This is a genomic window from Corallococcus sp. M7, assembly GCF_054512695.1.
Window position 1 is genome coordinate 7635376 of the sequence record NZ_CM137252.1, and the last position, 15074, is coordinate 7650449.

Annotated in this window: 16 protein-coding genes; 11 read left to right on the forward strand and 5 right to left on the reverse strand. The window is 70.0% G+C overall.

Translation table 11 applies throughout. The annotated features are described in order from the left end of the window. Window positions 1–25 precede the first annotated feature (25 nt). The 6 genes from ACX114_RS30505 (at window position 26) to ACX114_RS30530 (ending at window position 5376) form a co-directional block, all read left to right on the forward strand. Window positions 26–241 (forward strand): hypothetical protein, encoded by a 216-nt coding sequence (locus ACX114_RS30505; RefSeq protein ID WP_459290337.1) that lies wholly within the window; start codon window positions 26–28, stop codon window positions 239–241. Between the two features lie 78 nt (window positions 242–319). Further along, window positions 320–1279, forward strand: coding sequence for a CarD family transcriptional regulator (locus ACX114_RS30510; protein ID WP_459290339.1), 960 nt, complete (start codon window positions 320–322; stop codon window positions 1277–1279). 85 nt (window positions 1280–1364) lie between these two features. Further along, window positions 1365–1877: a hypothetical protein gene (locus tag ACX114_RS30515; RefSeq protein WP_207048242.1), complete on the forward strand. Its 513-nt coding sequence runs from the start codon at window positions 1365–1367 to the stop codon at window positions 1875–1877. Next, window positions 1864–2814: a hypothetical protein gene (locus tag ACX114_RS30520; RefSeq protein ID WP_459290341.1), complete on the forward strand. Its 951-nt coding sequence runs from the start codon at window positions 1864–1866 to the stop codon at window positions 2812–2814. The genes ACX114_RS30515 and ACX114_RS30520 overlap by 14 nt, the downstream gene beginning before the upstream one ends. Before the next feature lie 8 nt (window positions 2815–2822). Continuing rightward, complete coding sequence (locus ACX114_RS30525; protein WP_459300324.1) at window positions 2823–4661, forward strand: ArnT family glycosyltransferase; 1839 nt, start codon at window positions 2823–2825, stop codon at window positions 4659–4661. A gap of 148 nt (window positions 4662–4809) precedes the next feature. Continuing rightward, window positions 4810–5376 (forward strand): hypothetical protein, encoded by a 567-nt coding sequence (locus ACX114_RS30530; RefSeq protein ID WP_459290343.1) that lies wholly within the window; start codon window positions 4810–4812, stop codon window positions 5374–5376. A gap of 80 nt (window positions 5377–5456) precedes the next feature. On the opposite strand, the gene ACX114_RS30535 is transcribed toward ACX114_RS30530, so the two are convergent. Next, window positions 5457–5861, reverse strand: a complete 405-nt coding sequence (locus tag ACX114_RS30535; protein ID WP_459290345.1) for an ATP-dependent DNA helicase — start codon at window positions 5859–5861, stop codon at window positions 5457–5459. Between the two features lie 194 nt (window positions 5862–6055). Here ACX114_RS30535 and ACX114_RS30540 point away from each other — a divergent pair, with 194 nt between their 5' ends. Continuing rightward, window positions 6056–6562, forward strand: a complete 507-nt coding sequence (locus ACX114_RS30540) for a hypothetical protein (protein WP_459290347.1) — start codon at window positions 6056–6058, stop codon at window positions 6560–6562. A 79-nt stretch (window positions 6563–6641) separates the two neighbouring features. Here ACX114_RS30540 and ACX114_RS30545 read toward each other — a convergent pair whose 3' ends face one another. From ACX114_RS30545 to ACX114_RS30560, 4 genes are all read right to left on the reverse strand, one after another. After that, entirely contained in the window at window positions 6642–7079 is a 438-nt protein-coding gene (locus tag ACX114_RS30545) for an ATP-dependent DNA helicase (protein ID WP_459290349.1), read from the reverse strand. A gap of 158 nt (window positions 7080–7237) precedes the next feature. Further along, on the reverse strand, window positions 7238–8422 hold the full coding sequence (locus tag ACX114_RS30550; RefSeq protein WP_459290351.1) for an iron-containing alcohol dehydrogenase: 1185 nt from the start codon (window positions 8420–8422) through the stop codon (window positions 7238–7240). 18 nt (window positions 8423–8440) lie between these two features. Next, window positions 8441–9904 (reverse strand): glutamine synthetase family protein, encoded by a 1464-nt coding sequence (locus tag ACX114_RS30555; protein ID WP_459290352.1) that lies wholly within the window; start codon window positions 9902–9904, stop codon window positions 8441–8443. 67 nt (window positions 9905–9971) lie between these two features. Further along, complete coding sequence (locus tag ACX114_RS30560) at window positions 9972–11459, reverse strand: aldehyde dehydrogenase family protein (protein ID WP_459290354.1); 1488 nt, start codon at window positions 11457–11459, stop codon at window positions 9972–9974. A gap of 88 nt (window positions 11460–11547) precedes the next feature. Between ACX114_RS30560 and ACX114_RS30565 the strand changes: the two genes are divergently transcribed. The 4 genes from ACX114_RS30565 to ACX114_RS30580 all read left to right on the forward strand — a co-directional run bounded on the left by ACX114_RS30565 (window position 11548) and on the right by ACX114_RS30580 (window position 15030). Continuing rightward, window positions 11548–12306: a glutamine amidotransferase gene (locus ACX114_RS30565; protein WP_459290356.1), complete on the forward strand. Its 759-nt coding sequence runs from the start codon at window positions 11548–11550 to the stop codon at window positions 12304–12306. 75 nt (window positions 12307–12381) lie between these two features. Beyond that, window positions 12382–13218 carry an esterase/lipase family protein gene (locus tag ACX114_RS30570; RefSeq protein WP_459290358.1) on the forward strand — a complete coding sequence of 279 codons (837 nt, stop codon included), beginning with the start codon at window positions 12382–12384 and terminating at the stop codon, window positions 13216–13218. A 3-nt stretch (window positions 13219–13221) separates the two neighbouring features. Next, window positions 13222–13683 (forward strand): hypothetical protein, encoded by a 462-nt coding sequence (locus tag ACX114_RS30575; RefSeq protein ID WP_459290360.1) that lies wholly within the window; start codon window positions 13222–13224, stop codon window positions 13681–13683. A 129-nt stretch (window positions 13684–13812) separates the two neighbouring features. Next, a complete protein-coding gene (locus ACX114_RS30580) occupies window positions 13813–15030 on the forward strand; it encodes an AI-2E family transporter (protein ID WP_459290361.1) in 1218 nt (405 codons plus the stop codon). Window positions 15031–15074: the final 44 nt, after the last annotated feature.

A 15074-nucleotide genomic window follows, 5' to 3' on the forward strand; every position in this document is an offset into this window, starting at 1 on the left:
CCCTGGGCCGCCACGGAGGACGCTCATGAAGAAGCTCTTGGCGGTGCTGGGCCTGGGGATCGCGGTGATGGCGACGGTGGGACTTTCCACCCGCGTGGACGCGCGGCCCGGAAGCACGGCGGACGAGGGGCCGACCGACGCCCAAATCGACGCGGTCCTGGACTCGCAGGCGCACGAGGTCATGGCCAAGCTGTTGGAAGCGCAGCGCAATGCCAACCGGATGACAACGCTTCCCCGGTAATCTCGTGGCATCCGGCGGGGCACGGTGCTACGACCGGCGCTCGCTTCGGTGCTCATCCCACCCGCCCACGAGGGGGCCATGCCAGAAGGGTCCGCTGCACTCCAGCTCCAGGTTGGAGACCGGGTCGTCTACCCCAACCAGGGGGTCTGCCGCGTCGCCGCCATCGACGTGAAGGAGGTGGCGGGCCAGAGCCTCACCTTCGTCACCATGCGCCGGGAGGAAGACGGCGCGGTCGTGATGGTGCCGCAAGGGAAGATCCTCTCCATCGGCGTGCGCAAGGTGGCCAGTCCGGCCGACGTGGAGGAGATCTACGCGTTCCTCCGCTCGGACAGCGACAAGGCCGACCTGGATTGGAAGCAGCGCGCGCGCACCAACCTGGACCGCATGACCCAGGGCGGCATCCTGGGGCTGGCGGAGGTCGTCAAGGGCCTCCAGGTCCTCAGTGAGCTGCGGCCGCTGCCCACCAAGGAGCGCGAGCTCTACGACAACGCCCGGCACCTGCTGGTCTCGGAGGTCGCCGCCGCGCTGGGCACCGCCGAGGCCAACGCCGAGGACTCCATCGACATCGTCCTCTTCCCGCCCGGGAAGGAGCGTCCCAAGCGCACCGCCGCGGAGTTCGCGCGGCCCGGTGGCGACGAGGACGACATGGACCTGGACGGCGACCTCATGGGTCTGGAGGGCGGAGAGCTGGACCTGCCCTCGGACGAGGAGCCGCAGTCCGAGTCCGACGAGGAGTCCTCCGAGGAGGAGGGCGGCGAGGAGGAAGGCGGCGAGGAGGCGTCCGAGGACGCTCCCAAGAAGCGCGGCCGTCCGCCCAAGGCCAAGCCGGCGGAGGGCGCCGAGCCCGCCGCCCCGAAGAAGCGCGGCCGTCCGCCCAAGCCGAAGCCGGAGGTGGCGGAGGGTGCGGAAGCCCCCGCCCCGAAGAAGCGCGGCCGTCCGCCCAAGGCGAAGCCGCCCGAAGGCGCCGCGCCCGCGGAGCCCGCCGCGCCCAAGAAGCGTGGCCGTCCTCCCAAGGCGAAGCCGCCCGAGGACGAGTGAACCCCACGGCCCTCCCGGCCGCCCGCGTCGCGCATTCAAGCGCGTGCCTGGCACCGCGAGGGCCTTCCCGCCGAGGTGACGCCCCGTGATTCGCGTCGTGACGCTGGACCCCTTCGACGACAAGCAGCTCGCCAAGTTCAACCGCACGCTCTACACGGCCTTCGGCGTGGGCAGCGAGCACAGCGGCTCCGCTGAAATCCCCGCGGGCATGTCCGAGCCCCTGGACGCGGAGAAGCTGCTCGATGAGGTGAAGGGCATCCGGGCCTACAAGGACGACAAGGTGCTGCTGCTCACCTCGCGCAAGCTGAAGGACCGCGACCTGCCCAGCGGCAAGGCGCCCACGTCGGGCTTCGCGCGCTACGGCAAGGACCGGGCAATCCTCTCCATCGCGCCGTTCAAGGACCTGGAGAAGGACTTCAAGCCCATCGCGCGGCACGCGCTGCACCAGCTGGGCACGCTCTGGGAGCTGCACCACTGCCTGGATCCGCGCTGCTCGATGTACCCGCCCTGGACGCCGTCCTTCAATCAGGGCGACCACATCTTCTGCACCTTCTGCCGCGAAAAGAGCGAGCAGAAGATCCGTCTTGCCAAGTCCTAAGGCCCTGCGCGCCCTGCCCCTGGCGGAGCTGGGGGCCCTGTTGCTCGTCGCGCTCCTGTGCCTCGTCTTCCAGCTGAGGCTTCCGGGCCGGCTGCCCACGGACGCGGACGAGCGCGCCGTGGCGGACGTGCTGGCCCGCGACGCGCGCCCCGGGGACGCGGTGCTGCTGTTCCCCTGGTGGACCGAGCGCGCCCGCCTCTTCGTGCCGCCCTCCGTGCCCGTGTACGGGTGGCTGGAGTCGGACCGCGCGGACCTGAGCGCGCACCCGCGCATCTGGGTGCTGGGCCAGCCGGAGCTGCCCCGCTCCGACGTGGGCGCGTTCGACGCGGTCTTCCAACCCGGCCGCCAGGCGCTGGGCCCCGAGTCGCGCATGGGCCCGCTGTCGCTGCGCCTCTATGAGAACGGCCGCTACCGCCCGCGCCACTGGGTGGCGAGCGAGTCCGCGAGCGCGGCGCGCGTGTACCTGGAGCAGCCGGACGGCTCGCGCAAGGACTGCCCCTTCGACGGACGCGTGCACCGCTGCCCCGGCCCACCGCACCTGTACGTGGCGCCGGAGTGGCACGAGATCTTCTACGAGCCCCGGCACTGCCTGTGGATGCACGCACCTGGAGGCGCGCAGCGGCTGGTGGCGGAGTTCTCCAACGTGCCTTCCGGCATGGGCCTGCGGCTTGAGGGCGGCATCATCTTCGAGTTCGCGCACCCCAAGGACCCGCGCCTCTCCACGGCGTACCTGGGCGTGGATGACGCGGCCACGGGCGAGCGGCTGCTGGACGTGCCCATTCCCCCGGGCCGCGAGGGCGTGCAGAAGGCGGAGGTGCTGCTGCCGCCCGGGCCGCCGCGCACGGTGAAGGTCTGGGTGCGGGCGGACAACGCGGAGTCGCGGCAGGTGTGCCTGGACGTGATGGCGCTGGAGCCCGCGGTGGGGGTGAAGCCATGACGCTCCAGATGACGGGACGCCCCGCCACGCGCGAGGAGAAGCTCACGGCCCTGGCGCTGTGGGTGCTGGCGTTCGTGGCGCTGTGGAGCACGGAAGCCGCCGTGGGCTTCACTCGCGACGAGAGCGTCTACTTCGCCGCGGCGGAGGGCTATTCGCAGTGGTTCCGGCTGCTCTTCCGCTCGCCCGCGCAGGCCTTCACGGACAGCGCCATCGTGCGGTTGTGGGACTACAACCACGAACACCCGGCGCTGATGAAGACGCTGTTCGGGCTGAGCCATCTGCTCTTCCACGACACGCTGGGCGTGATGCGCGACGCGACGGCCTACCGGCTGCCCGCGTTCGCGATGGCGGCGCTGGTGCCCGCGCTGTGCTTCCTCCTGGGCAGCGCGCTGTACGGCCGCACCGCGGGGTGGTTCGCCGCCCTCTCCTTCCTGTTGGTGCCGCGCCAGTACTTCAACGCGGAGCTGGCGTGCTTCGACATGCCGGTGGCCGCGATGTGGCTGCTCGTCGTGTACTGCTTCTGGCGCGCGCTGGAGAGCACCCGCTGGGGCGTCGCGTGCGGCGTGGCGTTCGGCCTGGCCATCGCCACGAAGCACAACGCGCTCTTCATGCCGTTCGTGCTGTCGCCGTTCGCGCTGTGGCGCGCGTGGCAGGCGAGCGAAGGCAATTCCGAGGCCCGCGTGCGGCTCTTCCGCTTCGTGGGGCTCTTCGTCGCCGTGGCGGTGCTGTACGGCCTGCTGGTGGTGTTCCTGGGAGGGCCCGCGGCGTTCCAGAAGAAGTTCCTGCTGCTCAGCCCGCACACGCTGTTCTTCGTGGGGCTCGCGGTGGGCTGCTGGGTGCTGCTGAGGGACCTGCGCCGCGTGAGCCTGCCGGTGACGCAGGCGCTGGTGCCGCTGGCGGCCATGGCGGTGCTGGGCCCCGTCATCTTCTACCTGCACTGGCCCTACCTCTGGCACGCGCCGGTGGACCGCACGGCCTGGTACCTGGCCTTCCACGCGACGCACAACCACTACGCCTGGTTCTACCTGGGCACGCTGATGCGCGGGCCGCCCTTCCCTCTCAGCTACGTGGTGGTGAAGACAGCGCTGACGGTGCCCACCAGCCTCTTCGCGCCCATGGTGACGGGCTTCGTGGCGCTCGTGGGCCGCGCGCTCTTGAGCCTGAGTGAACGCACGCGCGAATGGGTGCGGATGCCCACCGCGTCGGAGGCGCTGGTGGGCGTCAACGCGGTGACGTCCATCCTCATCATCAGCCACCCGCAGGTGCCGCACTTCGGCGGCGTGAAGCACTGGTTCCCGTCCATGCCCTTCCTGGGCATCCTCGCGGGCGCGGCGGTGGCGCGCGGGTGCTTCGCGCTGTGGGAGGTGCTGAAGGCGCGGCGTCCGTCGGTGTCACCGCTGGTGGTGACGGTGCCGGTGTTCGCGCTGCTCATGGCGCCCGCCCTGCTGGGGCTGGTGCGGGTGTTCCCGTACGGCACGGCGGCGTACTCGGAGCTGGCGGGCGGGCTGCCGGGCGCGGCGACGCTGGGGATGCAGCGGCAGTTCTGGTCCAGCCACGTCACCGGCGTGCTGCCGTGGATCAACGAACACGCGAAGCCGGGCGCGCGCATCTACCTGCACGAGGTCAACGGCTTCTCGTTCCGCGACTACCAGCGCAACGGCATGCTGCGTCCGGACGTGCGGGCGGTGAACAGCCCGTTCGACGCGGACATCGTCGCGTACCAGTACCACCAGGAGTTCCGCGAGCACGAGTTCCTCACGTGGCAGGCCTTCGGCACGCGCACGCCCGTCACCGGGCTGTACCTGGACGAAACGCCGCAGGTCATCGTCTACCAACGCCCGGAGTAGGTCCGGGCCCGGATGACGCAGGAAGCCATGTGCACGACCGTGCACTTGGCGGCCTCGCGAGCGTCCACGAAAAGCCGACAGGACGGGAAGGCGTGGCGCCAGGGTAGGCTCATGGTGTCGGCCATTCCACCTTCCCGGGGAGGAACACATGACGCGCTGGACGGGCTTGTTGACGGTGATGGTGTTGGGCGCGGGCTTCGTGGGTTGCGACGACGCGAAACCGCCAGCAAAGGTGACGCGCGCGCAGGTGAAGCGCACGGGACCCGCGACGATGGAGATCATCCCCGTCGAAGGACAGCTCCCCTACTGCATGCTCTTCACGATGTCCGAGAAGGGCGTCATCCGGCAGCTCACGCTGACGCGTGAGAACCGCTCCATCCGCTGCGACCCGGGCCGCCCCGTCGCGAACACCAGCTTCCGCGTGCCGGTGCAGGAGGGGAAGGTGCGCGTCTACATCTTCTTCTCCGACGAGCGCGTGCCCGCGGGCTCCGTGGCGCAGCAGCTCTACGACCTCCGCGACCGCGAGCGCGTCACCGCGATGGACCTGCGGCTGCCAGGGCGCGTCTTCGTGGAGACGCTGGACTTCACGCCGGAGACGGGCGAGCCGGAAGCCACGGGCGGCGTCGTGGGCGCGGGTGGCGTGGTGACGTCCGACGGAGGCACGGCCGCGGACGCCGGCACCCGGCAGTTGACCGTGGAGCCCCTGGCCAACTGACCGCCAGACGCGAAGAGGCCCGAGGGTGGATGTCCGCCCCCGGGCCTCCGTGCTGCTTCACGCTGTGACACCGTGGCCGCCTAGTTCAGCCAGCCACCGCCGTAACGGCTGCGCTCCAGCTTCGCCAGGCGCTCCCGCTCCTGCCGTTCCCGCTCCAGCCGCGCCTGCCGTTCGCGCTCCTGCCGCTCGCGCTCCAACCGGGCCTGCCGCTCCCGCTCCTGCCGCTCGCGCTCCAGCCGGGCCTGCCGCTCCCGCTCCTGCCGTTCCCGCTCCAGCCGCGCCTGCCGCTCCCGCTCCTGCCGCTCCCGCTCCAGCCGCGCCTGACGCTCGCGCTCCTGCCGTTCCCGCTCCTGCCGCTCGCGCTCCATGCGGGCCTGGTCCTGGCGGCTCACGAGGGGGCTGGCGGCGTGGAAGTCCGCCGCCATCACCGGGGAGCTCGCGACGAGCGCCACAGCCACCACCATCTTCTTGAGCATCGCCTTCATGACCTGCCTCCGTGAGCCGCGTTGTGCTGCGTTCTGTCCCTACTGACGGGGGAGGCCCTGCCTGATTCAACAGCGCCATCGGAAGATGGCCCTGTTGAAACACTCTGAAATGAAGCCGGGGTGAAGCCGCTTCGCACGCGGACAGGAAGGGTAGGCTCGCGGCGTCGGCATTCCACCTTCCCTGGGAAGAACACGTGACGCGCTGGACGGGCTGGTTGACGGTGATGGTGCTGGGCGCGGGCTTCGTGGGCTGCGACGACGCGAAGCCACCCGCGAAGGTGGTGCGTGCCCTGGTGAAGCGCACAGGCTTGGCGACGATGGAGATCATCCCCGTCGAGGGACAGCTCCCCTACTGCCTGCTCTTCACGACGTCCGAGAAGGGCGTCATCCGGCAACTCACGCTCACGCGCGAGAACCGCTCCATCCGCTGCGAGGCGAACCGGCCCATCGCCAACACCCACTTCCGCGTGCCGGTGCAGGAGGGGAAGGTGCGCGTCTACGTCTTCTTCTCCGACGAGCCCGTGCAGGCGAACTGGGTGGCACGGCAGCTCTATGAGTTGCGCGACCGCGAGCGCATCACCGCCATGGACCTGCGGCTGCCGGGGCGCATCTTCGTGGAGACGCTGGAGTTCACACCGGAGACAGGCAGCGGCGTGGATGCGGGGACCCGCGCGATGGCCGCGGACTCCGGCGCCCGCTGACCCCAGACGCGAAGAAGCCCGAGGGTGATCATCCGCCCCCGGGCCTCCGTGCTGCTTCAGGCTGTGCCACCATCGCTGCTTAGTTCACCCAGCCGCCCCGATAGTGCGAGTCGCGCCGCGCCAACCGCTCCCGCTCCTGACGCTCGCGCTCCATCCGCGCCCGCTCCCGCTCCCTGCGCTCACGCTCGATGCGGGCCTGACGCTCCCGCTCCTGACGCTCGCGCTCGATGCGGGCCTGGCGCTCGCGCTCCCGACGCTCACGCTCGATGCGGGCCTGACGCTCACGCTCCTGACGCTCGCGTTCGATGCGGGCCTGACGCTCGCGCTCCATCCGCGCCCGCTCCATCCGTTCCCGCTCCAGCCGCGCCAGGCGCTCGCGCTCGTGCCGTTCGCGCTCCATGCGAGCCTGGTCCTGACGGCTCACGAGGGGGGAGGCGCCGTGGAAGTCCGCCGCCATCACCGGGGAGCTCGCGACCAGCGCCACAGCCACCACCATCTTCTTGAGCATCGCCTTCATGACCTGCCTCCGTGAACCGCGTTGTGCTGCGTTCTGAACCTTCTGACGGAGGAGTCACTGCTTGATTCACGCGCGCCAAAGGCACGGGGCCCCTCCCGTTTCCCTCGGAAGAGGCCCCGCTGAAACACTCTGAAATCAAGTTGGAGTGAAGCCGCTTTTCAGTACGCCTCGCGGGCCATGGCCAAGAGGTCCGCTTCCGTCACGGCGCGCGGATTGCCCTGGTGGGACGCGTCCTGGAAGGCCTTCTGCGCGATGTGCTCCAGGTCCTTCTCCTGCACGCCCGCGTCGCGCAGCCGCGTCGGAATCCCCACGGCCGCCGCCAGCTTGCGCACGCGGTCGATGGCGTTGGCCGCGAGCACCTCTTCACGCGCGTTGGTCGTGTCCCCCAGCGCCGTGGCGATGCGCGCCAGCCGCGCCGTGCAGGACGCGCGGTTGAACTCCATCACCGCGGGCAGGACGATGGCGTTCGCCAGCCCGTGCGGCACGTTGGAGATGGGCGTGAGCGCGTGCGCCAGCGCGTGGCTCGCGCCCAGGCCCTTCTGGAAGGCCATGGCGCCCTCCATCGCGGCCACCATCATGTCCGTGCGCGCCGCCAGGTCGCGGCCCTCCTTCACCGCCGTCACCAGCGAGCGCCCCACGCGCATCACGCCGTCGATGGCCACTGCGTCCGCGAGCGGATGGAAGCCATTGGCGACATACGCCTCGATGCAGTGGGTGAGCGCGTCCATGCCCGTGGCCGCCGTGACGGACGGGGGCAGGCCCAGCGTCAGCTCCGGGTCGATGACCGCCGCCTTCGGCAGCAGGTGCGGGCTGAAGATGACCGTCTTGCGGCCCGTATCCGCCAGCGTCACCACGCCCGAGCGCCCGACTTCAGAGCCCGTGCCCGCCGTCGTCGGGATGGCGATGAGCGGGGGCATGTCGTCGCGCACGTACTGGTCGCCGCCCTTCGCGTCGTCGTAGCGGCTGAGTGGCGGCTCGTGCGTGGTGAGCAACTGCACCAGCTTGCCCGCGTCCAGGGCGCTGCCACCGCCCAGGGCGACGATGCCGTCCGCCTTGTGCGCGCGGTACGCCTCCAGGCCCGCGAACACGTCCTTCTCCGTGGGGTTGGGCTCCACGCGGTCGAACACCGCGCACTCCATGCCCGCGGCCTTGAGCACGTCCGTCACGCGCGTGGCGAGCCCCGCCTTCACCACGCCCGCGTCCGTCACCAGCAGCGGGCGCTTCATGTTCAACCGAGCCGCGTGCGCGGGCAGCTTCTGGAGCGCGCCCGCGCCGAACACGATGCGCGTGGGCCAGGCCATCTCCGTGACGCGCGGCTCGGAGGGAATGTCGAAAGGTTTCATGAACGGTGCTCCTTCAAATCAGATGAGTTCCAGGTAGCGCTCCAGCTCCCAGGAGGTGACCGCCCGCTCGTACTGGCGCACCTCCCATTCGCGGGTGCGCACGAAATGGTCCACGAAGCCGTCGCCCAGGATCTCGCGGGCGCGCTCGCTGTTCTTGAGCAGCGCCACCGCGTCCTTCAGGTTGCGGGGCAGCGGCTTGGTGTTCTTCGCCTCGTAGGCGTTGGACAGCACGGGCGCGGGCGGCTCGATTTCGTTCTCGATGCCCCACAGGCCCGCGGCCAGGCTCACCGCCATGCCGATGTACGCGTTCATGTCCGCGCCCAGCTGGCGGTACTCGATGCGCATGGACTTGGCGCTGTCGCCGATGACGCGGATGGCGCAGGTGCGGTTCTCCAGGCCCCACGTCGCGGTGGTGGGCGCCCAGGTGTTCTCCACGCTGCGCTTGTAGCTGTTGATGGTGGGCCAGTAGAGCGCCGTCAACTCCGGCATCAGCGCCACCTGCCCGCCGATGTAGTGCCGCATCAGCTTGCTCATCCCGTGCTTCTGCGACGGGTCGTGGAAGAGGTTCTCCTCGTCCTTCAGGTTCCACAGCGACTGATGCACGTGGCCGGAGCAGCCCGGCAGCTTCGGGTCCACCTTCGCCATGAAGCACGCGGACACGCCGTGCTTCGCGCAGATCTCCTTCACCACCGTCTTGAAGAGCGCCGCGCGGTCCGCCGCCAGCTCCAGCGTGTCGTAGCGGATGGCCGCCTCGAAGACGCCGGGACCTGTCTCCGTGTGGAAGCCCTCGATGTTGAGCCCGTACGCGTTGCACCCGTCGATGAGCGCGTGCACCAGCGGCGCGTTCATGGACGTGCGCAGCCACGAGTAGCCGAACATGCCCGGCGTCAGCGGCGTGAGGTCCTTGAAGCCCTTCTCATGCAGGCTCTGCGGGCCCTCCTTGAAGAGGAAGAACTCGTACTCCGCGCCGAACTTGGGCAGGAAGCCCAGCTTGCGCGCGCGCTGGCCCATCTTCTGGAGCAGTTGGCGCGGGCTCGCCTCGAAGGGCGTGCCGTCCGGGTTCACGAAGTCCAGCAGGAACGCCGCGGTGTCCGGCTCCCACGGGATGATGCGCGCGGTGGACAGGTCCACCTTCGCGGGCGTGTCCGGGTAGCCCGTGTGCCAGCCCGTCACCTTCGTGTTGTCCAGCAGCTCGTCGCCCAGGTCCCAGCCGAAGACGACGTCGCAGAAGCCCAGGCCGCTCTTCGCGGCGCTGTAGAACTTCTCCAGCGAGACGTACTTGCCGCGGAAGACGCCATCCACGTCGATGGCGCCCAGCTTCACCTTGCGGACGCCCTTCTCGTCCATCCACCGGCGCAGGGAGTCCATGTCCCCCTGCTGTCCGGCCACCGCTCGCGGCCCTCCCTCGCTCCGCTCCTTCGCGCGGGCCCGGCGGGCCATCGCCGGATGGGTGAGCACCTTGGCCTTGGGACGCGACGCCATGCGGACCTTCCTTTTCTTCGTCATGCGGCGGTGAAGCGGTGGAATGGAATGGAGCGCGCGGGGTGCGTCACGGAGACGGCAGCTTCGTCCACACGGCCTTGGTCTGGAGGTAACCATCCAGCGCGTGGTGGCCCAGGTCCTTGCCCCAACCGGATTCCTTGTAGCCACCGAAGGGCGCCGCGTCGTCGAACTCGTTGAAGCAGTTGATCCACACCACGCCGCTCTTCACCTGCTTCGCCAGCGCGTGGGCCTTCGCGACGTCGCCCGTCCAGATGGACGCGGCCAGGCCGTACTGCGTGCTGTTCGCCATCGCGATGGCCTCCGCGTCGTCGCGGAAGCGCAGGCAGCTGAGCACCGGGCCGAAGATCTCCTCCTGGGCGATCTTCATGTCCGGCTTCACGTCGCCGAAGATGGTGGGCTTCACGAAGCAGCCCTTGGCCTTGAAGCCCTCCGTGTCGCGGCCACCGCCCGCGAGCAGCTTCGCGCCCTGCTGCTTGCCGCTCTCGATGTAGCCCAGCACCACGTCCATCTGCTTCTGGCTCACCAGCGCGCCCATCTCCGTGGTCGCGTCCAGCGGGTCGCCCACCTTCATCGTGCGCGCCTTCTCCACGAGCTTCGTGACGAAGGCCTCGTAGGCATCCTGGTGCACCAGCACGCGGCTGCCCGCGTTGCAGGTCTCCCCCTTGTTGCCGAAGATGCCCCAGAAGCACGCGTCCACCGCGCGGTCGAAGTCCGCGTCCGGGAAGATGATCTGCGGGCTCTTGCCGCCCAGCTCCAGCGTCAGCTTCTTCAGGTTGCTCGCGGCGGAGGCCTGGAGCAGCCGGCGCGCGGTGCGGCCGGAGCCTGTGAAGGAGATCTTGTCCACGTCCGGGTGCCGGGCGATGGCTTCGCCCGCGGGGTCACCCAGGCCGGTGATGACGTTGATGACGCCGGGCGGGAAGCCCGCCTCCAGCGCCAGCGCGCCCAGCTTCAGCGCGGTGAGCGGCGTGTACTCGGAGGGCTTCACCACCACCGTGCAGCCGGCGGCCAGCGCGGGCCCCAGCTTCCAGCCCAGCATGCACGTGGGGTAGTTCCACGGCACGATGGCGCCCACCACGCCTACCGGCTCCTTCAGCGCGTAGGTGTGGAAGGGGCCGTCCACGGGCAGCACCTCGCCCGTGATGGTGCTGGCCATGTCCGCGAAGTTCGCGAGCGTCGCGGCGGCCGGCGCCACGTCACCTCGGATGGCGTCCTTGAAGGTCTTGCCGTTGTTCAGCGACTCGACGAGCGCGAACTCCTCGCGGCGCTCGTAGAGCAGGTCCGCCAGCTTGCGGATGAGCTTGCCGCGCTCGCGGCCGGTCATCTTCCCCCACGGCCCGGATTCGAAGGCGCGGCGCGCGGCCTTCACCGCGCGGTCCACGTCCGCGGCGGTGCCCGCGGGCACGTCGGCGATCTTCTGGCCGGTGGCGGGATTCACCACCGCGAAGGTGCCGCCTTCAATCGGGTCCACCTGCTGCCCGTCGATGACGAGCTTGAGCACGGGGAGCTTGGGAGTAAGCGAACGAGCGTCGGTCATGACGAGGCCTCGGGTGAGCACGGCGCGCGAGCGACCTGGAAGTGGCGGGCACCGGACACGGACGGCTGGACACGGTAGGAATGGGGACATGACGCGGCAAGCTGCCCCCATGAAGAACGTCCTCCTGCTGAAAGCCGGCGACGCGGCGACCTCCGTCCAGCTCTCCGTGGGCGACTACGAGCGGTGGTTTCTGCAAACCATCGGACTGTCCGGTCAGCGCTTCGACATCCTCCCGGTGCACAAGGGCGCGCCCCTACCGAAGGACGCGAAGGGCTACGACGCGGTGATGATGACGGGCTCACCCCTGTCGGTGACGCAGCGCGAGCCGTGGATGGAGCGCGCGGGCGCCTTCATGGTGGAGGCGGGCGAGCAGGGCATCCCCGTGCTCGGCGTGTGCTTTGGCCAACAACTGCTCGCGGAGGCCTACGGCGGCAAGGTGACGCGCAACCCCAACGGCCGCGAGACGGGCACCGTGGAGGTGACGCTCTCACCCGAGGGCCGCGCGGATCCGCTGTTCACCGGCCTGCCGGAGCGCTTCGCCGTGCAGCAGACCCACGAGGACATCGTCTCCCGACTGCCGGAAGGAGCGACGGTGCTCGCGGGCAACGCCAACACCGCGAACCAGGCGCTCGCGTTCCGGCGCAACGTGCGCGGCGTGCAGTTCCACCCGGAGATGCCCACGGACGCCATGCGCGCGGTCATCCTCGCCCGCGAGGACAAGCTGGACGCGCTCGCGCGGGAGAAGGGCGTCCCCGAGGGCGAGTACGTCCCCCGGCTGTTGTCCGGCATCACCCCGACGCCGCACGCGCACCGGGTGCTGATGAATTTTCTCCAACACTTCACCTGACCGGCCGGGCGCTGATCCAGGCCGTGGGAAGACCCGCTCCCTAGCTTGCTCCGTGTTCCAGGACGGGGGCTGGGGATGAATCCGTTCGTGCTGCAGTACCGGAAGCTGAAGTGCCAGCTGAAGTACCTGGCCAGCTACGTGGATCTGGATCCACGCGGCAACCAGGTCGTGCGCCGCACGGACTTCAAGCACTGCCAGAAGCCGGTGCTCCTGTTGCACGGCTTCTTCAGCACGCGCCGCGTCCTGGAGGTGCTGGAGCACCGCCTGCGCCGCGAGGGCTACTGCGTCTGGTCCATCCACCTGGGTGGCACCATGGACCGCTTCAACACGCACCGCATCGACGAGCTGGCGCGCAAGGTCCAGGGCAAGGTGGACCGGCTCTACGAGCGCCACCCGGGCATGGGGCCGCTCACCATCATCGGCCACTCCAAGGGCGGCCTCATCGGCACGTACTACGTGAAGCGGCTCGGGGGCGACACGCGCGTCAGGAGCCTCATCACCCTGGGCACGCCGCACAAGGGCACGCGCATGGCCTACCTGGGCTGCGCGACGCTGGGCTGGTTCAGCCGCAGCATGTGGCAGCTCACGCCGACCTCGCGCTTCATCAAGGAACTGAGCGTGGGCGCCTTCCCGCGCCACGTGCGGCTCGTGTCCATCTATTCGCGGCATGACGTCATCGCGCGCTTCCCGTCCTCCGTGCTGGACGTGGACGGCCAACCCAACGTCTTCAACGTGGAGCTGTCCGGCGTGGTGCCCCACGGCGAGCTGCTCACGCGCCGGGCCGTGTGGGAGGTCATCCAGCGCGAGCTGGCCCTGGGCTATGTTGACGGCCCCGTGGCCACACCCGTCGCCGCGCTTCCATCCCCTCCCCTTCCGGTGGCCCTGCCCACCGCCGCCGCCGCCAGCCCCTGACACATGCCCTCGCGCTGGGACCACCTCTTCGACCTCAAGCCCGTCACCCTCGTGGACCACCTGCTGGAAGAGGTGGCGCGGCTGCTCGCCAAGGACCTGGAGTCCTGGCCTCCACCGGTCCAGGACCTGGACCCCGCGACCCTGGGCGAGTTCGCCCCGCTGTTCCAGGAGGCCACCCGGCGCCCCGCCCCGGCCGTCTACGCGGAGGCCTTGAGGCTGGCGAAGTGGGACCTGGCCCGCGAGTTCGACGCCTTCGACGACTACGTGCGCAACAAGCGCTACCTGGAGCGGGACCTGGCCCCCGAGGACCGCGTCCCGCTGCTCTTCCTCACCCGCTGGCTCACCGAGCAGATGCTGGGCCTGGGAGAGGCCACCCAGGGCCGCATCAAGCGCCCCATGATGCGCGACTGCCTGGACCGCGTGGAGGCCCGGCTGGGCGACCGGTCCCGGCTGCCCCAGGCCTGAAGCCCCCGGCCGCCCGCCTGCCTTCATCCGAGGGGTTCCAGACCCTTGGGGGGCATAGGAGCCCGGACCCGCCGGAACCTTTCCGACGGGAGCTTGTCAGAGGGAGGCCGCTGCCTTAAGCCCGGGTGCATGTCGCCGCCCGTGGAAGCCACCGCCCCCGACGAACGCCGCAAGCGCCTGTTCCTCCTCGCGGGGTTGTGGGTGGCCCTCGCGGTGACGCTCTTCGCCCTGCGCTCGGTGGTGATGCCCTTCGCGGGTGCGGCGCTCATCGCGTACCTGGTGCAGCCGCTGGTGGCGCGCATCACCCGGCTGAAGGTGGCCGGCCGCTACGTGCCGCGCTGGGTGGCCATCCTGGCCATCTACGCGGGGTTCTTCCTCGCCGTGTATCTCTTCTTCGTCGCGCTGGTGCCGCAGCTCTACCGCGAGGTGGCGCGCATCAGCCGCGAGATGGCCGGCTTCGCCAGCGCGCTCACGCCGGAGCACGTGCAGGGGCTCGCGCAGCGCGCGGAGGAGTGGCTCAACACGTACGGCATCCCCGTGGCCCTGTCGGACCGGGCCATGGAGGGCGCGGCGGGCGCGTCCGGCGGCTTCAGCCTGGCGCTGGACCTGGAGCAGATGCTCACGGACGCGGTGGCGCGCGTGACATCGCTCGCGAAGGAGAACCTGGCGGACATCGTCAACGTGTCGCGCCGCATCGTCACGGAGGTGCTCACCGGCGTCTTCATGCTGTTCTTCATCCTGATGGTCGCCGCGTTCTTCTCCATCGACGCGCAGGCCATCCGCCGCTACTTCGGCACGCTCATCCCCGCGGAGTTCCTGCCGGACGCGAAGACGCTGGTGGCGCGCATCGACAAGTCGCTGTCCGGCGTGGTGCGCGGCCAGGTCACCATCTGCCTGGTGAACGGCGGCCTCACGCTGCTGGGCCTGCTCCTGTTCGGCGTGAAGTTCGCCTTCCTGCTGGCCACCATCGCCACGCTCTTCAGCCTCATCCCCATCTTCGGCACCATCATCAGCTCGGTGCCCATCGTCCTCATCGCGCTGGCGGACGGCTTCCAGAAGGGCGTCGCGCTCCTGCTGTGGATCATCGGCATCCACGCGCTGGAGGCGTACTTCCTCAACCCGAAGATCATGGGTGAGGCCGCGCGCATCCACCCCGTGGTGGTGGCCTTCTCCCTCATCGCGGGAGAGAAGCTCTTCGGCCTCTGGGGCGCGCTGTTCGCGGTGCCGGTGGCCTCCATCGCGGTGGCCTGCTTCGACTACGCGCGCCTCAAGGCGCAGCCGCCCCCGCTGGTGGCCGCGACGGCCCAGCAGCCGGTCGCCTCCACGGACGCCGCCCCCGCCGCCTGAACTTCTCCAGCGTGGCGGGAAGCCCGTTCCCCCCAAGCGTCCAC